General features: G+C 60.4%; 18 protein-coding genes. 5 read left to right on the plus strand and 13 right to left on the minus strand.

What is annotated here, in order from left to right:
* Positions 1 to 5: 5 nt before the first annotated feature.
* The 13 genes from RBH71_RS24030 to RBH71_RS24090 form a co-directional block, all read right to left on the minus strand.
* Entirely contained in the window at positions 6 to 416 is a 411-nt protein-coding gene (locus RBH71_RS24030; RefSeq protein WP_003513903.1) for a lysozyme inhibitor LprI family protein, read from the minus strand.
* A 9-nt stretch (positions 417 to 425) separates the two neighbouring features.
* Positions 426 to 782, minus strand: a complete 357-nt coding sequence (locus RBH71_RS24035) for a GFA family protein (protein WP_003513905.1) — start codon at positions 780 to 782, stop codon at positions 426 to 428.
* Between the two features lies 1 nt (position 783).
* Positions 784 to 1089, minus strand: coding sequence for an urease subunit beta (locus RBH71_RS24040; protein ID WP_003491734.1), 306 nt, complete (start codon positions 1087 to 1089; stop codon positions 784 to 786).
* A 20-nt stretch (positions 1090 to 1109) separates the two neighbouring features.
* Positions 1110 to 1367, minus strand: coding sequence for a DUF1272 domain-containing protein (locus tag RBH71_RS24045; RefSeq protein ID WP_003513907.1), 258 nt, complete (start codon positions 1365 to 1367; stop codon positions 1110 to 1112).
* A gap of 11 nt (positions 1368 to 1378) precedes the next feature.
* On the minus strand, positions 1379 to 1681 hold the full coding sequence (locus RBH71_RS24050) for an urease subunit gamma (RefSeq protein WP_003513909.1): 303 nt from the start codon (positions 1679 to 1681) through the stop codon (positions 1379 to 1381).
* Between the two features lie 109 nt (positions 1682 to 1790).
* The gene (locus RBH71_RS24055) at positions 1791 to 2642 is read right to left on the minus strand and encodes an urease accessory protein UreD (RefSeq protein ID WP_003513912.1); all 852 of its coding nucleotides are present in this window, start codon (positions 2640 to 2642) and stop codon (positions 1791 to 1793) included.
* Entirely contained in the window at positions 2549 to 3802 is a 1254-nt protein-coding gene (locus tag RBH71_RS24060; RefSeq protein WP_019565111.1) for an alpha/beta hydrolase family esterase, read from the minus strand. Before RBH71_RS24060 ends, RBH71_RS24055 begins: the two co-directional genes overlap by 94 nt.
* A 255-nt stretch (positions 3803 to 4057) precedes the next feature.
* Positions 4058 to 4753 (minus strand): urea ABC transporter ATP-binding subunit UrtE, encoded by a 696-nt coding sequence (urtE, locus tag RBH71_RS24065; protein WP_003513916.1) that lies wholly within the window; start codon positions 4751 to 4753, stop codon positions 4058 to 4060.
* Positions 4754 to 4961: 208 nt separating this feature from the next.
* Positions 4962 to 5723 (minus strand): urea ABC transporter ATP-binding protein UrtD, encoded by a 762-nt coding sequence (gene urtD / locus RBH71_RS24070; RefSeq protein WP_003513917.1) that lies wholly within the window; start codon positions 5721 to 5723, stop codon positions 4962 to 4964.
* A gap of 7 nt (positions 5724 to 5730) precedes the next feature.
* Positions 5731 to 6909 (minus strand): urea ABC transporter permease subunit UrtC, encoded by a 1179-nt coding sequence (gene urtC, locus RBH71_RS24075; protein ID WP_003513919.1) that lies wholly within the window; start codon positions 6907 to 6909, stop codon positions 5731 to 5733.
* Positions 6906 to 8519: an urea ABC transporter permease subunit UrtB gene (urtB, locus tag RBH71_RS24080; RefSeq protein ID WP_003513922.1), complete on the minus strand. Its 1614-nt coding sequence runs from the start codon at positions 8517 to 8519 to the stop codon at positions 6906 to 6908. The genes urtC and urtB overlap by 4 nt, the downstream gene beginning before the upstream one ends.
* A gap of 272 nt (positions 8520 to 8791) precedes the next feature.
* Positions 8792 to 10081 carry an urea ABC transporter substrate-binding protein gene (urtA, locus tag RBH71_RS24085; RefSeq protein WP_003513924.1) on the minus strand — a complete coding sequence of 430 codons (1290 nt, stop codon included), beginning with the start codon at positions 10079 to 10081 and terminating at the stop codon, positions 8792 to 8794.
* A 343-nt stretch (positions 10082 to 10424) separates the two neighbouring features.
* On the minus strand, positions 10425 to 10631 hold the full coding sequence (locus RBH71_RS24090) for a DUF2735 domain-containing protein (protein WP_003513926.1): 207 nt from the start codon (positions 10629 to 10631) through the stop codon (positions 10425 to 10427).
* A gap of 481 nt (positions 10632 to 11112) precedes the next feature.
* Between RBH71_RS24090 and RBH71_RS24095 the strand changes: the two genes are divergently transcribed.
* The 5 genes from RBH71_RS24095 to RBH71_RS24115 all read left to right on the plus strand — a co-directional run bounded on the left by RBH71_RS24095 (position 11113) and on the right by RBH71_RS24115 (position 18229).
* On the plus strand, positions 11113 to 12147 hold the full coding sequence (locus RBH71_RS24095; protein WP_003510168.1) for a glutamine synthetase beta-grasp domain-containing protein: 1035 nt from the start codon (positions 11113 to 11115) through the stop codon (positions 12145 to 12147).
* A 217-nt stretch (positions 12148 to 12364) separates the two neighbouring features.
* Positions 12365 to 13135 carry an SDR family oxidoreductase gene (locus RBH71_RS24100; protein WP_003513928.1) on the plus strand — a complete coding sequence of 257 codons (771 nt, stop codon included), beginning with the start codon at positions 12365 to 12367 and terminating at the stop codon, positions 13133 to 13135.
* A gap of 43 nt (positions 13136 to 13178) precedes the next feature.
* The gene (locus tag RBH71_RS24105) at positions 13179 to 16574 is read left to right on the plus strand and encodes an ATP-binding protein (RefSeq protein WP_003513931.1); all 3396 of its coding nucleotides are present in this window, start codon (positions 13179 to 13181) and stop codon (positions 16572 to 16574) included.
* Complete coding sequence (locus RBH71_RS24110) at positions 16571 to 17500, plus strand: response regulator (protein WP_003513933.1); 930 nt, start codon at positions 16571 to 16573, stop codon at positions 17498 to 17500. The genes RBH71_RS24105 and RBH71_RS24110 overlap by 4 nt, the downstream gene beginning before the upstream one ends.
* Positions 17501 to 17692: 192 nt before the next feature.
* Positions 17693 to 18229 (plus strand): AAA family ATPase, encoded by a 537-nt coding sequence (locus RBH71_RS24115; protein ID WP_003513935.1) that lies wholly within the window; start codon positions 17693 to 17695, stop codon positions 18227 to 18229.
* Positions 18230 to 18429: the final 200 nt, after the last annotated feature.

Consider the following 18429-nt stretch of genomic DNA (forward strand, 5'->3'; position numbering starts at 1 on the left):
ACCGTTCAGAAACCTTCGGACAACTGGCGCAATTCATCAGCGCGCTTGTTGCTCATATCGGCCAGGCATGAGGAAACCAGCATCGGCTCCATCGTGCCGCCACGCGCCTGAAACCCGAAGGCATCACAATTGGCATCGCGAAACGCCACCCAGGCACGCTGGGCGGCAACCAATGCATCCACGGCACCCTTGCCGCTTTCGTCTGCCGTCTTGTCACGCTCGGCAAGCTGCTTGCGAACCTTCTGGTAGGCGGCGTTCAACTGCTTGTCGGCCTTTTCGTAATCCTTGCCGGCGCAGATTGTCATATCGGCCTGCGTTTGCGGCGAGGTGCAATCGGGCGCGTCATCGGCAAATGCGGAAGACGCCGCAAGAGACAGCAGGACAGCCGCACCGAAACAGAATTTTTTCAAAGTCATGGCCATCACTCAGGCAGCCGCGCCATCGAAAGCCTGCGGCTTCAGCGCACGCGGATCGACACCATCAAGGCAATTGGTATTCACCGCCACCATCGGCGTCCCATCCGGCCCATCGGCATAGGCAAAACTCTCAATGCCGCAGGTGGAGCAGAACAGATGATGGATCTTGTGCTTGTTGAAGAGATATTCCGTCAGCTTGTCGTCGCCGGAAAGCAGGGTGAATTTTTCGCGAGGCGCAAAGGCAAGCGTCGAGCCCAAGCGCTTGCAGCGCGAGCAATTGCACACGACCGTGTGGTCGAGATCGGCGTCGACCTCGAAGCTCACGTCGCCGCATTGGCAACTTCCGTGATAATGTGCCGTCGCCATCTCATAACCTCCCCATGATCTGTTGACGAAACCCGTAAACCTCACGCTTGCCGGAAAGCGGCACCAGCGTCACTTCCCGCTTCTGGCCGGGTTCAAAACGAACCGCAGTACCAGCCGGAATATCGAGACGCATGCCGCGCACCTTGTCGCGGTCGAAGACAAGACCCGCATTGGTCTCGAAGAAATGGTAATGGCTGCCCACCTGAACCGGCCGGTCACCGGTATTGGCCACCTCGATCGTCACCGTCGGCTGGCCGGCATTGAGTTCGATGGTGCCCTCTGCGGCAATGATTTCGCCTGGTTTCATGGTGCTCCCCTTTGTCTCTCTCAAGCAGCGGTGGCTGCCGCGCAGCCTTCAGCCTTCAGCACCCGTGTCGTCGATGCCGGATTGTTGACGAGTTTGGCCGCCGGGCGGATGGGCCTGCGAACCAGCTCGCCGCCGCAATTCGGGCAGGCGCCTTTGAGCACATCGGTCGCGCAATCGGCGCAAAAGGTGCATTCGAACGAGCAGATCATCGCAACCCGGCTGTCGGGGGCAAGATCACGGTCGCAGCATTCGCAATTGGGCCGAAGCTCCAGCGCCATATCGTCCCCCCTCAGCGTATCGGTTCGTGAACGGTCACAAGCTTGGTGCCGTCGGGAAATGTTGCTTCCACCTGCACATCATGGATCATGTCGGCGATGCCTTCCATAACCTGATCGCGGGAAATGACATGCGCGCCGGCTTCCATCAGGTCGGCCACCGCGCGACCATCGCGGGCGCCCTCGACAACGAAATCGGTAATCAGCGCAATCGCTTCCGGGTAATTCAGCTTCACGCCACGCTCCAGCCGGCGGCGCGCCACCATGGCGGCCATGGAAATCAGCAGCTTGTCTTTTTCTCTCGGAGTAAGGTTCATCGTCGTCCCGCAGCTTTCGCACCTGCCCCGCAAAACACAGTGTTTCGGGGGCTGATCCGACTTGTTTGACAGACCCCGGAAGGTCGCCTGTCGTGGGCGATCCGGAGCTTTACAGATTCCAGACTTTCGGCACTGGCGCGCCGTTTCGCAAGAGCGAAATGATCGGAAAAAGTATTTTTCTAAGGGAGAAGCCGTCCGCGGCGGACACGCGCACGACAAGCTTGCCCTGCCATTCGCTGGCGCCGCCGCTTTCCCCGGCAATAGCCCGGATTTTAGGCAAAAGCGCCTCGGCCAGAGGTCCGATATAAAGAAGCGTGGCAAAGGCCACCTGCCCGGCAAGCACCGCCGGTTTTGCAGTCAGCTCCGCCACTTCTCCCGCAAGCAGCAGCTCTTCGGCATGTACCAGCCGGCCGCCATGGCGAATGCGCCAGCGATCCCGGAACAGGCCATGCTGCATCGCTTCGCCCATGGCCTGACGCCCGAGCAGCACGGCTTCGACGGCGATGAATTCGGAGGTTGCGTCGAGATCGGCTTCCAGCCTGCGGGTCAGCGACGCGCGGTCGAAAAGAATGGTTTCCTGCGGCAGCCAGTGCAACCGGGCGCCCGGCCCTGCGGAAACGCGGGCGGTGACGGTGGCGGTTCCGGAGGATGCCTTGTAGACCTTCTCGCAGGCCTGCGTCGTCACCACCAGCGAGGTGCCGGCTCCGGCAACAGCCTGCCATTCCATTTCATCTCCGCCGGTCAATCCGCCGGAGGAGTTGATGAGGATGGCCTCGATCTCGTTGGAAAACGTATCCGGCAGGCGGATCTTGGCGCAACCTTCCTGGAATAATTGGTCCAGCCGGCTGCGACCTTCGACAGCCTTGGTTACAATGCGTCCTCTGCCACGGGCGCGCTGCTGCCGGGCAGGTTCGCCGTCTTCGAGACCGGAAGGGCGGATGGCTTGCTGTTCTGGCTGCACGCGGTCTCCGAAACGGTTGCGGAAGCGGACCCGGCCTTGGCGCCGCAATCTTTTTTGACGACGGCATCCACTACCATCTGTCCTTCCGTGTTGCGGAAGAAATCCCACATTCTTTCCGCCGCATCAACCGTGCGCGTCACTTCGCCTGTGGGCATCTTGCGCTCCACGGCAGGTTCCGCCTTCGGCGTCTGCTCGCCACCCGGCTTGCGGGTAAGGACCGCCGACGCTGCCAGCACTTCCGCCTTCATGGTGGCGCGCGGCCAGGCATGGTCCCAATTGTCAATGACATAGGACTGGATACGTGCCCCGCCCTTACAGACGTCATAGGAATTGACGGTGAAGCTCTCGCCCGGTCTGGTTTTCGCGCCGCCCTTGCAGCCGTCCATTTCCGCCCAGCGTTTCAGCGCCGTCTCGCCGCCATATTGCCAGTAGGACTTGCCACCGCCCTGATAGGGATTGGCCGGATCCTTCAGACCCGCAAAGGCGATGATCGACATCGGCCGCGCCGGCTTGCAGCTTGCCGCATCCGGTCCCCATTTGCCCTCTGTCTCCAACGGATAACCCGCGCGCAACGATGCAACGAAGCCGGCAGCGGTGAAATCCGCGCTACCATTGCAGATGAATTGCGACAGCATGCGCCCGCCGCCGGAATAACCGGAACCGTAAAAGCGCTCCTCATCCACGCAGAACTTGCCTTTCACCATGGCAATTGCATCGCGAATGAAGCTCACCTCATCCAGCCCGCCGGGACGGGTGGTAACACCAGGAACATTCCAGGCATGGGTGCCGGGCAATTCGCCATTGAGGCTGCCCGCCAGCGCCACCACCATCAGGCCGTCGCGCTCGGCAAGCTTGTCCCAGCCGCTGCGGTTCAGCTGGCCGTGCGGATTGCTGTTGGAGCCGTGGAAATCGAACACCACAGGCACCGGTTTTTTTCCGTCATAGGCCGATGGAACGAAATAAACGCCTTCGCGTTTTTGACCACTGGAGAGAATGGAAAAATCATGCCTGCCCGGTTCCACGCCGGGTTGAGCAAGCTGACCGCAGGTCGAGGCTGACGCTGCGACACTCGCGCTCGCGCAGATCGCAAGACCCAGAAACAGGGTGCGGGCGGAGCGGAACAGCCGGGCAGCCCGGCCAAGGGCAAAGTCTTGATGCATTGACACGCCTTTATTGGGCACGGTTTCCCCGACGATACGTCGGACGCGCGTGGAATGTAAGGGATCAACTGTCGCGGCGTGCGAATAGACTTCGTCTGTGTCTCGCATGCAGCATTTCCGCTGCCAATATCACAGGCGTTTATTCAATGAAATGCTAAAATTGCGCATAAAAGCCATGCAGACACGCATAGACTTTCAAAATATTAATCGGCCGTTTGCACGCCGTGATCGGCAGGCGTGGCTTCTAGTCTCGATTTATACTGTCAGATGGCGACGCGCCTCGGGCGTATCCAGCGTTTCGGCAAGCCCCTCATGCACAATTTCGCCCCGGTCCATGATGTAGACATAGTCGGCAAGCTCACGGCAGAAATCCAGATATTGCTCGACCAGCAGGATCGCCATACCGGTGGAATCCCTGAGATATTTGATTGCGCGGCCGATATCCTTGATGATCGACGGCTGAATGCCTTCGGTCGGCTCATCGAGAACGAGGATTTTCGGCCGCGTCACCAGCGCCCGGCCGATGGCGAGCTGCTGTTGCTGGCCACCGGACAGGTCGCCGCCGCGTCTGCCCAGCATCGATTGCAGCACCGGAAACAGGCTGAAAATATCGTCGGGAATGAAACGCTCCTTGCGTGGCAGCGGCGCATAACCGCTTTCAAGGTTTTCCTGCACGCTGAGCAGCGGAAAGATTTCACGCCCCTGTGGCACGTAGCCGACACCGCGCTTGGCACGGTGGTAAGGTGCCAGCCCATCCAGTGCTGCCCCTTCAAAGCTGATCGACCCGCCACTGATGGCATGCTGGCCGGTGACCGCGCGCAACAACGAGCTTTTGCCTACGCCGTTTCGGCCGAGAACACAGGTGATCTTGCCCATCTCCGCTTTCAGAGACACGCCCCGCAGGGCTTGGGCTGCGCCATAGTGGAGGTTGATGTTTTCGACGTTCAGCATGGTGCAACTCCATTGATGCTTTGGTGGGCGGCGCTACCCCCCTCTGCCCTGCCGGGCATCTCCCCCACAAGGAGGGAAATCAGATGCCGTTCCCGCTCGTCCCATCGCCTACTGGTCTTGGGGCAGGGTGTTAGCCGCTTGCCGATCTCCCCCCTTGTGGGGGAGATGCCCGGCAGGGCAGAGGGGGGTAAAGCCGCAGACGCTTCCATCACCGTCCCAGATAATTCTCGATCACCTTCGGATCGCTGGACACAAAATCGATAGACCCTTCGGCCAGCACCGAGCCCTCGGCAAGACACGTCACCTTTACGCCCAGCTCGCGGATGAAGCCCATGTCGTGCTCCACCACCACGACCGAGCGGGTCTTGGCGATTTCCTTCAGAAGCACGGCGGTTTCGGCTGTCTCCGCATCCGTCATGCCCGCCACCGGCTCATCCACCAGCAGCAGCTTCGGTTCCTGCGCGAGCAGCATGCCGATTTCCAGCCACTGTTTCTGGCCGTGCGAGAGGTTGGCCGCGAGATCGCCGCGGCGGTGGCTGAGACGCACGGTGGCGAGGATTTCCTCGATACGCGCCTTGTCCTCCGCTGTCAGCCTGTAGAACAGCGTGGCGAAGACGCCGCGTTTGCGGTTCAACGCCAGTTCCAGATTGTCCCAGACGGTATGGCTTTCAAACACCGTTGGCTTCTGGAATTTACGCCCGATGCCCAGCTGGGCAATATCCGCCTCGTCCTTTTTCGTGAGGTCGATGCTGTCTTCGAACAGCACCGTGCCGGTATCCGGCCGGGTCTTGCCGGTGATGATATCCATCATCGTCGTCTTGCCGGCGCCATTCGGACCGATGATGGCCCGCAGCTCGCCCGGCTCCACCACGAAGGACAGGGAATTGAGCGCCCTGAACCCGTCGAAGGAAACGGAAACACCGTCGAGATAAAGCAGGCTTTTGGTTCTGTTTTCGGAAACCGTGTTCATATCAGCCTCACTCCGCCGCCTGTTGCGCCGCTGTTGCAGCACTGTCATTGCCCGGTTGTCCGGCCGCACTTGCCGCCCGCGCAACACGCTTTTCGCGCCGGCCGACCAGATAATGCTGCACGGTGCCGACGATGCCCTTGGGGAAGAACAGCGTCACCGCGATGAACAGCCCACCCAGTGCAAACAGCCAGAATTCGGGGAAAGCGCCGGTGAAATAGCTCTTGCCGCCATTGACCAGCAGCGCGCCGATGATCGGCCCGATCAGCGTGCCGCGCCCGCCGACTGCGGTCCAAACCACCACCTCGATGGAGTTGGCGGGGGAGAATTCGCCGGGATTGATGATGCCCACCTGCGGCACGAACAGCGCACCGGCAATGCCCGCCATCATGGCCGAGACGACGAAGGTAAAGAGCTTGATGTTTTCCACCCGGAAACCGAGGAAGCGCACCCGGCTTTCGGCATCGCGCACGCCCACCAGCACTTTGCCGAATTTGGAATTGACGATGCCGGATGCAATCAGCAGCGAAAGCGCCAGCATAACGGCCGTCATCGCAAACAGCACGGCACGGGTGCCATCCGCCTGCACGGAAAAGCCGAGAATATCCTTGAAATCGGTGAGACCATTATTGCCGCCGAAACCCATGTCGTTGCGGAAGAAGGCAAGCAGCAGGGCGTAGGTCATGGCCTGCGTGATGATAGAGAGGTAAACGCCGTTGACGCGCGAGCGGAAGGCGAACCAGCCGAACACGAAGGCGAGCAGGCCGGGCACCACCAGCACCATCAGTGCTGCAAACCAGAACATGTCGAAGCCGTGCCAGAACCACGGCAGTTCCTTCCAGTTGAGGAACACCATGAAGTCAGGCAGCACAGGATGGCCGTAAACACCGCGCGTGCCGATCTGCCGCATCAGATACATGCCCATGGCATAACCGCCGAGCGCGAAGAAGGCGGCGTGGCCGAGCGAGAGAATGCCGCAATATCCCCAGACCAGATCAAGCGCCAGCGCCAGCAGCGCGTAGGCCAGATATTTGCCGAGCATCGACATGATGTAGGTCGGGATGCGGAACGCGCTGTCAGCCGGCAACAGCAGATTGGAGGCGGGCACCAGCACGGCGATGGCCAGGATGATGCCGATGGCGATGGAAATGCGCCGATCGAGCGCGCGCAGGAGGAAGCCGGTAATCATGCTTCGATCGCCCTTCCCTTGAGTGCGAAGAGACCACGTGGCCGCTTCTGGATGAACAGGATGATGAGAACGAGCACGAGGATCTTGCCGAGCACGGCGCCCACCGTCGGCTCAAGGAACTTGTTGAGCACGCCGAGCGACAGCGCACCCACGAGCGTTCCCCAGAGATTGCCGACCCCGCCGAACACCACCACCATGAAACTGTCGATGATGTAGCTCTGGCCGAGATTGGGCGAGACATTGTCGATCTGCGACAGCGCTACCCCGGCAAGGCCGGCAACGCCGGAACCGAGCGCGAAGGTGAAGGCATCCACCCAGGGCGTGCGGATGCCCATGGAAGAGGCCATGCGGCGGTTCTGGGTCACGGCGCGCATCTGCAAGCCGAAGGCGGAGCGCTTCAAAAGCACCAGCAGCGCGAAGAAGACGGAAAGCGAGAAGCAGACGATCCACACGCGGTTCCAGGTGAAGTTGAGGTAAGCGACGCTGAAGGAGCCGGACATCCAGCTCGGGCTGCCGACCTCACGGTTGGTCGGGCCGAAGATGGAACGCACGCCCTGTTGCAGGATCAGCGAGATACCCCAGGTGGCGAGCAGCGTTTCCAGCGGTCGCCCGTAGAGATAGCGGATGACGCCGCGCTCCATGATGAGGCCGACGCAGGCTGTGACAAGAAAGGCGGCCGGCAGGGCAATCGCCAGTGACCAGTCGAACAGGCCGGGGAAATGGCTGCGGATCAACTCCTGCACCATGAAGGTGGAGTAAGCGCCGATCATCACCATCTCGCCATGCGCCATATTGATGATGCCCATGACGCCGAAGGTGATGGCAAGACCGATGGCGGCGAGCAGCAGCACCGAGCCGAGCGACAGGCCGTACCAAACATTCTGTGCGTAATCCCAGAAGGCAAGGGAACTCTCGATGCTCGAAATCGCCTCGTCCACATCCGGCTTCAGGCTCGGATCAACCGTGGGCGTCGCCGCCATCAGAATGCTGATCGCATCGCGCCCGCCAAGCGCCTTGATGGTGGCGATCGCTTCTTTCTTCACCTCAAGGGGGCGGTCGGAGGAAAGCAGCGAGACAGCCCGCGCCTCCTCCATCCGCGTCCGCACCTCTTTGTCGGTTTCCTTGGATATGGCCGCTTCCAGCAATTCCAGATTTTCGGCGCTGGGGGCTTTCAGAACCGCATCGGCGGCGGAAAGCCGCACCGAGCGTTCCGGACTGAGCAACGTCAGGCCGCCCATCGCGGCGCGGATGACGCGACGCAGATTGTTGTTGACCCTGATCTTGGTAACCGCCGCCTTCGGCGCTTCGCCAGCGCTTTCGCCGGTCAGCGGATCGATGAGCGTGAAATTGGAACCCGACGGCTTGGTCATGAACACCAGATTGTCGGCCTTGCGCACGTAAAGATCGCCTGATGCAAAAGCCTCAAGCGCCGGCACCACCCGCGCGTCGCCGGTGGCAGCAATCTGGCCGATCAATGTTTCGGCCTGCTTGAAGTCGGCCGTGCCGAGCTGGTCGATCAGCGCCTTCGGATCGCTCTGCGCGAGGGACTGGGCGGCGATCCCCAGGGTGAGCCAGAGGAAGATGGCTCCGAGAAAAGATCGGATCGTCATGTCGGGTTCCTTGGAGCGGCGGTGTATTTTATCTGGCGATGAGTAAGTGGCTTACCCCCTCTGCCCTGCCGGGCATCTCCCCCACATGGAGGGAGATCGGCAAGACGCGCCTGCGTCGCTCTGTCTCTACAGATGAGAAAGGGCGGAGCCTTGCCGCGAGTCGATCTCCCCACCTGTGGGGGAGATGCCCGACAGGGCAGAGGGGGGCATGCTTGTTCAGTTTCGAATGATAAAACCGCCCCCAACGAGGGGGCGGAAACCACTAGTCCCTATCAGCTACCCTTGCCGCCGCACTTGCCCGTGGCCACGTTGAAGTTGCCGCAGGACATTGGCTTGCGCCAATCCGAAATCAGATCCTTCGAGTCAGGCAGGTAATCCGACCATTCGTCACCCACGACCTGTGGCGTCTGCTGCACGATTTCGAACTGCCCATCGGCCTGGATTTCACCGATCAGCACCGGCTTGGTGATGTGGTGGTTCGGCATGACGGTGGAGTAGCCACCAGAAAGGTTCGGCACGGAAACGCCGATGATGCTGTCAAGAACCGCGTCCGTATCGGTCGTGCCTGCGGTTTCGACGGCCTTAACCCAGGCGTTGAAACCGATATAGGCGGCTTCCATCGGGTCGTTCGTCACGCGCTTGTCGTTCTTGGTGAACGCATGCCAGGTCTTGATGAATTCGGCGTTGACCTCGGTATCGACAGACTGGAAGTAGTTCCAGGCGGCAAGGTGGCCGACCAGCGGCGCGGTATCGAGACCGGCAAGCTCTTCTTCACCGACCGAGAAGGCGACGACCGGAATGTCCTCGGCTTTGATGCCCTGGTTCGCCAGCTCCTTGTAGAAGGGCACGTTGGCATCGCCGTTGATGGTGGAGACAACGGCGGTCTTCTTGCCGGCCGAGCCGAACTTCTTGATGTCGGACACGATCGTCTGCCAGTCGGACTGGCCGAACGGCGTGTAGTTGATCATGATGTCCTCTTCCTTGACGCCCTTCGACATCAGGTAGGCCTTCAGGATCTTGTTTGTGGTCTGCGGGTAGACATAGTCGGTACCTGCCAGAACCCAGCGCTCGACGCCTTCGGTCTTGGCGAGATAATCGACGGCCGGAATGGCCTGCTGGTTGGGCGCTGCACCCGTGTAGACGATGTTGCGGGAGGATTCTTCACCCTCATACTGCACCGGGTAGAACAGCAGGGAATTCAGCTCTTCGAAAACCGGCAGCACGGACTTGCGCGACGAAGATGTCCAGCAACCGAAAACGGCGGCGACCTTGTCCTGCGAAATCAGCTGGCGGGCCTTTTCGGCAAACAGCGGCCAGTCGGAGGCCGGGTCGACCACGACGGCTTCGAGCTTCTTGCCGAGAACGCCGCCCTTCTTGTTCTGCTCGTCGATGAGCATCAGCATGGCGTCCTTCAGCGTCGTCTCTGAAATCGCCATGGTGCCGGAAAGAGAATGCAGCACGCCTACCTTGATCGTATCGTCGGCGGCAAATGCGCCATGGAAGGCGGTGGTGGACATGATTGCGCCGAGCAGCGCGGCGCTAAGCGTCTTGCGGAATGTCATCGGAAGAACCCCTCTCCTTGTTTAGCCCTCATGGGGCTTCAGCGGCATCGTTGACCGCTGCTGGAAGGGACTATCGATCTCGCGGGCGAGAAACCGTATACGTCAATTGACGTAGGCGGGGTGGCGAAAGCTGCAGGGGGTGTTGGGGAGAGGGAAATCCCGGCCGGGGCAACCGATGTGAAACCTGGCGTTTCAACTTGCTTCTTTTCCGGCAGGGAAGACGAGAGCAGCAGCGGGTCGAGGGTGCGAGGTCGGAGACAGACTGAGAAGTCGTCCCTTTATCCGGCGCTTCGCGCCACCTTCTCCCCGGAGGGGGAGAAGAAACGATCAGCAACGCTTCACATCAGGCGTGCGGCTTGTCGTCCCGCTCTTCGTCGCGGATCGCATCGTCATGATACCAGGAGCCGAAATCGACATGCGGCTGACGTGCCTCGCGCTCCAGATCGCTCAGCCCGATGTTACGGAACTTTGAGAGCCCCGCGCGTCCGCCGACCGGAAATTGAAAGATCGTTGCCGTTTCACGATGAAAGCCAGTTGCCATATCGAACATCTCACTTTGTTTGCATCGAAGCACTTTGGTTGTGAAGCAAACCCGTTAGCTCTGGTTTAGCTCCATCTGATTAAAAAAAAATCACGTTGCGAAAAATATAGGCATTAAATGGTCATTCAGCAAGAAAAACCATTCCGGAAGCGCCGGTTTTTGGGGCAAATGCCGATCCGTCGTTCGCAATCGAAAACATTGCACCGCAACAGGGCATTTTGAGCGATCCCACCCGCTATCTGTTAGGAATCACTGACGAAACATTAGGGTTCGATTTACCTGCCGCAGTGCAGCATGAGCGGTTAATGGCCATATCGGCCCCCTCGGCCCTGAGCATGCCTGAAAGATTTTTCGAAGAATTCGCAAAACATCGCCAATCTGGCACGCGGCATGCATCTATATCGCCAGCCCTTGAACGCGAATGTGCTTCCGGTGGCGAAAGCCACGGCAAGCCTCAAGGCTTCGCATTGTTACCTATGAGAGGTTCGTAATGACTAAGTTCAAACTCGAGTACATCTGGCTTGACGGTTATAAGCCGGTCCCCAACCTGCGCGGCAAGACACAGGTCAAGGAATTCGATGAATTCCCGACGCTCGAGCAGCTGCCGCTTTGGGGTTTTGATGGCTCGTCCACGCAGCAGGCCGAAGGCCACTCTTCGGATTGCGTGCTGAAGCCCGTCGCGATCTACCCCGATCCGGCCCGCACCAACGGCGTACTGGTCATGTGCGAAGTCATGATGCCTGACGGCGTCACCCCGCATGCATCGAACAGCCGCGCGACCATCCTCGACGACGAGGACGCATGGTTCGGCTTCGAACAGGAATATTTCTTCTACCAGGACGGCCGCCCGCTCGGCTTCCCCGAGCAGGGTTACCCGGCTCCGCAGGGTCCGTATTACACCGGCGTCGGCTTCAAGAACGTCGGCTCGGTTGCCCGCGAAATCGTTGAAGAACATCTCGACCTCTGCCTCGAAGCTGGCATCAACCACGAAGGCATCAATGCCGAAGTGGCCAAGGGCCAGTGGGAATTCCAGGTATTCGGCAAGGGCTCGAAGCGCGCCGCCGACCAGATCTGGATCGCCCGTTACCTGCTGCTGCGTCTTTGCGAACAGTACGGCATCGACGTCGAATTCCATTGCAAGCCGCTCGGCGATACCGACTGGAACGGTTCGGGCATGCATTGCAACTTCTCCACCAAGTTCATGCGTGAAGTTGGCGGCAAAGAGTATTTTGAAGCCCTCATGGCCGCTTTCGCCAAGAACTGGCAGGAGCACATCGACGTTTACGGTCCGGACAACCACCTGCGCCTGACCGGCAAGCACGAAACCGCTCCGTGGAACAAGTTCTCCTACGGCGTTGCCGACCGTGGCGCCTCGATCCGCGTTCCGCACTCCTTCGTCAACAACGGTTACCGTGGTTACCTCGAAGACCGTCGTCCGAACTCGCAGGGCTGCCCTTACCAGATCGCTTCCGTCGTTCTGAAGACGATTGCAGAAGTGCCGCTCGCAAAGTCGGCTGCTGCCTGATAACCCAAGACATGGCGTCGCCCGCAACCGGGCGACGCCATTTTTATGTCCACCGAACGGCCGGACCGGACAGTCGACCTTTCGCCCTCTGCCCTGCGTGGAATATTCTTGCCTATGCGCAAACTCGAAGACGTTGCGTGGCTTTGACCAACCGCATCGGCTTTTCCGAACCGCGACACGGTTTTCGGTCCGATGCTCTAAAGCAAGAAGGTGAGCGATGGGCATTCTCAAAAAATTCTCTCTCGAAAACCGCATCGCCATCATCACCGGCAGCGGCCGCGGCCTCGGTTTCGAAATCGCCAGGGCCTTTGCCGAGGCTGGCGCCCATGTGTGGCTGACCGGCCGTAACGCCGAGGCGCTGGAACAGGCAGCAGGCATACTTCGGCAAGCCGGCGGAAAAGCCGATTATGCCGCTTTCGACATTGCCGATACCGCCGCCGGAACTGCCCTCGTCCACCGCATCATGGACGAATTCGGCCATCTCGATATCCTTGTCAACAATGTCGGCGCACGCGACCGCCGCCCACTTTCCGAATTCAGCGACGAGGACGTGCTGGAGCTTATCCGCACCGACCTCACCTCCTCCGTCTCGCTGTCGCGAGATGCCGCGCAAGCCATGAATACCAACAGTTACGGCCGCATCATCACCATCACCTCCATTCTCGGCCACATCGTCAGGCCGGGCGATGCGATCTATCCCGTTGCCAAGCAGGGGCTGACAGGGCTGATGCGCGCAATCGCTGTCGAATATGGTGCGCGCGGCATCACCAGCAACGCCATTGCACCCGGCATGTTCGCCACGGAAACCAATGCGGCCCTTGCCGAAAACCCTGACATGGTCGCCTTTGCCAAGCTGCGCGTGCCGCTTGAACGCTGGGGCAGGCCGGATGAAATCGCCGGTGCAGCCCTGTTTCTGGCCAGCGACGCGTCCTCCTTCGTCAACGGCCATGTGCTGACGGTGGATGGCGGCATGTCGGTGCGGCTGTGAGAATGGCAAAACACCTTTTGCGGAAAGGGGCTGGATCCTAGGCATGGCCGCACGGCAACGCATCATCCCCGTCAGGCGCGAATATAACCGCTGGGTCGCCAACCAGACGCTGGAAGATTATGCGCTGCGCTTCACCGCTAAAAGCGCCCGGCAATTTTCGTCCAACCGCATCTCCCACACCGCCATCGGCGCTATTTCCTTTCTGGCACTGGAAGCCATCGGCGGCGCGATCACGCTGTCATACGGCACCACCAACGCCTTTTATGCCATCATCGTCGCGGCCATTGCCATGCTTGCCGTCGGCCTGCCGATCAGCCGTTACGCCATCCGTCACGGCGTCGATATCGATCTCCTGACACGCGGCGCGAGCTTCGGTTACATCGGCTCCACCATCACCTCGCTGATCTACGCCGCCTTCACCTTCATGCTCTTCGCCATCGAGGCGTCGATCATGTCCGGCGCGCTGGAGCTGGCGCTCGGCATTCCCCTGTGGATCGGCTACATCATCTCCGCCGTCATGGTCATTCCGCTCGTCACCCATGGCGTGCGCCTCATCAGCCGTTTCCAGATCATCACCCAGCCCTTCTGGATCGTGCTGAACGTCCTGCCCTTCATCTTCATCGCTTTGATGGACTGGGAAAAATACGATCTGTGGCGGGCCTTTTCCGGCATTCATCACGCCTCCGGTCCGCCGGGCACCGTGGCCCATTTCAATCTGGTGGAATTCGGCGCGGCGTCTGCCGTCATCCTCGCGCTGATGTCGCAGATCGGCGAACAGGTGGATTTCCTGCGCTTCCTGCCCGCCGAGGGCCAGAGCCGTCTGCGCCATCGCATCGCGGTCTTTCTGGCCGGTGCTGGCTGGGTCGTCGTGGGCGTGCCGAAGCTGCTGGCCGGTTCCTTCCTCGTGGTCTTGACCTTCAGTTCCGGCGTCTCGGTGGACCGCGCCGCCGATCCGGCCCAGATGTACCTGACCGCCTTCGGCTACATGATCCCCAACCATACGGCAGCCATGCTGCTGATGGTCGCCTTCGTGGTGGTCTCGCAGCTGAAGATCAACGTCATGAACGCCTATGCGGGCTCGCTCGCCTGGTCCAACTTCTTCTCCCGCCTCACCCACAGCCATCCCGGCCGCGTCGTCTGGCTGGTCTTCAACGTGGTGATCGCGCTGCTGTTGATGGAACTCGGCATCTATCGCCTGCTGGAAGAAACGCTCGGCATTTTTTCCATCGTCGCCATGGCCTGGCTCTGCACCATCTCGGCCGATCTGTTCATCAACAAGCCGCTCGGCCTTGCCCCACCGGGCATCGAGTTCAAGCGCGCCCATCTCTACGATATCAATCCCGTCGGCGTCGGCTCCATGGCGCTTTCGGCCACCATTGCGCTGATGGCGCATTTCGGCACCTTCGGCGCACTCGCTGCCTCGCTTGCGCCCTATCTCACCCTCATCGTCGCCTTCATCGCCTCGCCGCTGATCGCCTGGGGCACGAAGGGCAAATTCTATCTGGCCCGCAAGCCGCGCCAGAAATGGCGCGAGCTGAGCGCCATCACCTGCTCCATCTGCGAACACCCGTTCGAGCCGGAAGACATGGCATGGTGTCCAGCCTATGCGGCGCCGATCTGTTCGCTCTGCTGCTCGCTGGACAGCCGCTGCCATGACATGTGCAAGCCGAAGGCCAAACTCAACTATCAGGTCGCGACGGTCGCAAAATCTTTCCTGCCCCACCAACTGGTGGCAAAACTCGCCACACGGCTCGGACGTTATGGCATGGCGGCGGCCATCGCCGTCACCGCCATTGGCGGCATATTGGCGCTCATCGCCCATCAGGTCGGCACCGCCTCGCCGGCAACGGCTGACGTGGTCAACCGCACCATCCTCATCGTGTTTTTCGTCTTTGCCGTCATTGCCGGCATCGTCTGCTGGTTTCTGGTTCTTGCCCATGACAGCCGGGTGGTCGCGGAAGAGGAATCCTCACGCCAGAACACGCTGCTGTTGAAGGAAATCGCAGCCCACAAGAAGACCGACGCCGCCCTTCAGGACGCCAAGGAAACGGCTGAGGCCGCCAACCGCGCCAAGAGCCGCTACGTGGTCGGCCTCAGCCACGAATTGCGCACGCCGCTCAACGCTGTTTTGGGCTACGCCCAGATCCTCGAACGCGATGAGACCATTCCCGCGCCGCGGCAATCGGCCATCAAGGTCATTCGCCGTTCCGCCGACCATCTCTCCGGCCTGATCGACGGGCTTCTGGATATTTCCAAGATCGAGGCTGGCCGCCTGCAGGTCTATTCCAACGAGATCAATATTCAGGATTTCCTCGACCAGATCGTCGATATGTTCCGCCCGCAGGCGCAGGCCAAGGGTCTGGAATTCCGGCATGAACGCGCCCATTCCCTGCCGCAATATGTCCGCACGGATGAAAAGCGTCTGCGCCAGATCCTCGTCAACCTGCTCTCCAACGCCATCAAGTTCACCGACGAGGGCAGCGTCACCTTCGATGTCGCCTATCGCAGCCAGGTTGCGAGCTTCACAGTGTCGGATACCGGGCGCGGCATTGCCGAAAAAGACCTCGCCCGCATCTACGAGCCTTTCCAGCGCGGCGAGGCCGAAAGCGTGCGCCCCATGCCGGGACTTGGCCTCGGCCTCACCATCACGAGGCTTCTGACCAACACGCTGGGCGGCGAGATTTCCGTCTCCAGCGAAAAGGACAACGGCTCCACCTTCCGCGTCCGTCTCATGCTGTCGGCTGTGCACCGGCCAAGTACCGCACCTGCGCCGGAAAAAACCATTCGCTCCTATTCCGGCCCACGCCGCACCATAGTGGTGGTTGATGATAACGAGGATCACCGCGAGCTGATGCGTCAGGTGCTTTCGCCGCTCGATTTCGTGGTGCTGACCGCCCAGAGCGGACCGGAATGCCTGACACTCATCGAAGGCGTGCAGCCCGACCTCTTTCTCATCGATATCTCCATGCCCGGAATGTCCGGCTGGCAGCTTGTGACAAAGTTGCGTGAAGCAGGCCAGACGGCTCCGCTCATCATGCTCTCGGCCAATATCGGTGACGGCATCGTAGCGGGTGCGGGAGAAGACAATCACAACGACGCCATCGCCAAGCCGGTCGATATCCGCCACCTGTGCGACAGGCTTGCGGTGCATCTCGGCCTGAAATGGATTTACGATACCGACCTTCCCCCGGCACCCATCCCCCAGCCGCCGGCGCAGATCGTTCATCCCGGCGCAATTCATATCAAGGATTTGCAGAGGCTCGGCGAAATAGGCTACATACGCGGCATAGAGGCAAAACTCGCAGATCTCGCCCGCAACACGAACAACCTGCCCTTCACGCAAGAGCTTGGCACCTATGTGCAGGCCTTCGATCTGGCCGGTTACGCCCATTTTCTAAAGCGGTTTGAAGAGAGCGACAGGGGAGACGGCAAGGCATGAGCGGGCAAGGCGCAGCACTGCCGAGAGACATTGTATTGCTGGTGGATGACAGCCCGGAAGCGCTGGGGTTCCTCACCGATGCGCTGGAACAGTCAGGCTTTTCGGCGCTGATCGCCACATCCGGTCAGGCCGCGCTCAACATTGCCGAACGCATCACGCCCGATATCATCCTGCTCGATGCCGTCATGCCGGCCATGGACGGTTTCGAAACCTGCCGCCGCCTGAAGGCCAACGCCGCCGTGGCCCAGGTGCCTGTCATCTTCATGACCGGGCTGACGGAGACCGAACATGTGGTGCGGGCGCTCGAATCCGGCGGTGTCGACTATCTGACCAAGCCGATCAACATCGATGAGCTGCGCGCCCGCATCCGTGTGCATCTCTCCAATGCCCGCTCGGCGCAGAGCGCCCGCGTGGCGCTTGATGCCGCCGGACGCCACCTGCTTGCCGTGCGCGCCAACGGCGCGATCCACTGGTCCACACCACAGGCAACCCGGCTGGTCAACGCCGCCACCGGCCGTGATGATGGGCTGGAGATTGTCGTTACCCATATTTCCGGCTGGCTGGCCGACAGGACAACAGTGGATTCCGCCCGCGATGCACCGCTGACGATCACCGAGGCCGGGCGGCCCGCTTTGCAGCTCTCCTTCCTCGGCGCAATGGGACCGGACGAATATCTCTTCCGTCTGACAGCCGCCAACGAGAAATCCGACGACCACCTGCTAAAGGACCACTTTGCCCTGACAACGCGGGAATCGGAAGTTCTGCTGTGGATTGCCAAAGGCAAATCCAACCGCGATATCGGCGATATTCTCGGCCTTTCCGCCAGAACCGTAAACAAACATCTGGAACAGATTTACGTCAAACTCGGTGTCGAAAACCGCGCCTCCGCCGCCGTCAAGGCCGCGCATATTTTGCATCAGGGGTGACGGCTGCAACTGATGTGATACGGTTGGAAAAACATATATTTTCCGCTTAAGCGTAGAGCATCGACTTATTCGCCGAGCGAGTGCAGCACATTTCTTCTCCCCTCGAGGAAAGAAACAAGCGGCAACGCCGCAATCCAAGCCCCCCAAAACATCATCTTCCATCCAACCCAAACCCCGCGCAGGGAGGTTCCCATGCACCATTTCATTATTCTTTCCGGCTGCTCCGGCGGCGGTAAATCAACCCTGCTTGCCGAGCTTGCTCACCGTGGTTTCGCGACCGTCGAGGAACCGGGGCGGCGCATCGCGATTGAGGAAACGAGAAATAACGGCACCGCCCTCCCCTGGATCGACCTGGAAGCCTTTGCCCGCCGGGCGATCGCCATGGCGCTGGAGGACCGGCAAAAGGCGCCAGCGGAAGGCCTCGTCTTCTTCGACCGAGGCCTGATCGACGCCGCCTCAGCACTTCACCATATAAGCGGCGATGGATTCATCGAAACGCTGCGGCACGCGCACCGCTATAACCCGCTGGTTTTCCTCACCCCGCCCTGGCCGGAGATCTACCGAGGCGACAGCGAGCGCAAGCATGGTTTCGAGGTGGCAGTGGAGGAATATCAACGCCTGCTGCACGACTATGCCCGTCTGGATTATGAGACGATTGTACTGCCGAAAGCCCCCGTCACGGAACGTGCCGATATTGTGCTGGAGAGGCTGGCGGCTGAAGCTGGCTGAAGGCGCGATCGGAGCCAAGTGTTTCGAGCCTTTCCCACCACCGTCATTCCGTCTTTGTGACGGAATCCGTCTGACGTGCGGCTCGGAAAGTGTTTTAGACCAAGGACTTGGGCTGGCTGGATGCTGACGCCGGAAATGCCCCGCACCAGAAAGCAGAAAGCCCGGTCTTGCGACCGGGCCTCCATATTGCAGTCCAGTAA

The organism is Rhizobium sp. AN68, assembly GCF_030758035.1.
Lineage (GTDB): Bacteria > Pseudomonadota > Alphaproteobacteria > Rhizobiales > Rhizobiaceae > Agrobacterium > Agrobacterium tumefaciens.

What these genes read in the sequence shown, in the direction of transcription:
- RBH71_RS24030 (WP_003513903.1), bottom strand. Translation starts at nt 416, where the DNA reads ATGACTTTGAAAAAATTCTGTTTCGGTGCGGCTGTCCTGCTGTCTCTT.
- RBH71_RS24035 (WP_003513905.1), bottom strand. Translation starts at nt 782, where the DNA reads ATGGCGACGGCACATTATCACGGAAGTTGCCAATGCGGCGACGTGAGC.
- RBH71_RS24040 (WP_003491734.1), bottom strand. Translation starts at nt 1,089, where the DNA reads ATGAAACCAGGCGAAATCATTGCCGCAGAGGGCACCATCGAACTCAAT.
- RBH71_RS24045 (WP_003513907.1), bottom strand. Translation starts at nt 1,367, where the DNA reads ATGGCGCTGGAGCTTCGGCCCAATTGCGAATGCTGCGACCGTGATCTT.
- RBH71_RS24050 (WP_003513909.1), bottom strand. Translation starts at nt 1,681, where the DNA reads ATGAACCTTACTCCGAGAGAAAAAGACAAGCTGCTGATTTCCATGGCC.
- RBH71_RS24060 (WP_019565111.1), bottom strand. Translation starts at nt 3,802, where the DNA reads ATGCATCAAGACTTTGCCCTTGGCCGGGCTGCCCGGCTGTTCCGCTCC.
- urtE (WP_003513916.1), bottom strand. Translation starts at nt 4,753, where the DNA reads ATGCTGAACGTCGAAAACATCAACCTCCACTATGGCGCAGCCCAAGCC.
- urtD (WP_003513917.1), bottom strand. Translation starts at nt 5,723, where the DNA reads ATGAACACGGTTTCCGAAAACAGAACCAAAAGCCTGCTTTATCTCGAC.
- urtC (WP_003513919.1), bottom strand. Translation starts at nt 6,909, where the DNA reads ATGATTACCGGCTTCCTCCTGCGCGCGCTCGATCGGCGCATTTCCATC.
- urtB (WP_003513922.1), bottom strand. Translation starts at nt 8,519, where the DNA reads ATGACGATCCGATCTTTTCTCGGAGCCATCTTCCTCTGGCTCACCCTG.
- urtA (WP_003513924.1), bottom strand. Translation starts at nt 10,081, where the DNA reads ATGACATTCCGCAAGACGCTTAGCGCCGCGCTGCTCGGCGCAATCATG.
- RBH71_RS24090 (WP_003513926.1), bottom strand. Translation starts at nt 10,631, where the DNA reads ATGTTCGATATGGCAACTGGCTTTCATCGTGAAACGGCAACGATCTTT.
- RBH71_RS24095 (WP_003510168.1), top strand. Translation starts at nt 11,113, where the DNA reads ATGACTAAGTTCAAACTCGAGTACATCTGGCTTGACGGTTATAAGCCG.
- RBH71_RS24100 (WP_003513928.1), top strand. Translation starts at nt 12,365, where the DNA reads ATGGGCATTCTCAAAAAATTCTCTCTCGAAAACCGCATCGCCATCATC.
- RBH71_RS24105 (WP_003513931.1), top strand. Translation starts at nt 13,179, where the DNA reads ATGGCCGCACGGCAACGCATCATCCCCGTCAGGCGCGAATATAACCGC.
- RBH71_RS24110 (WP_003513933.1), top strand. Translation starts at nt 16,571, where the DNA reads ATGAGCGGGCAAGGCGCAGCACTGCCGAGAGACATTGTATTGCTGGTG.
- RBH71_RS24115 (WP_003513935.1), top strand. Translation starts at nt 17,693, where the DNA reads ATGCACCATTTCATTATTCTTTCCGGCTGCTCCGGCGGCGGTAAATCA.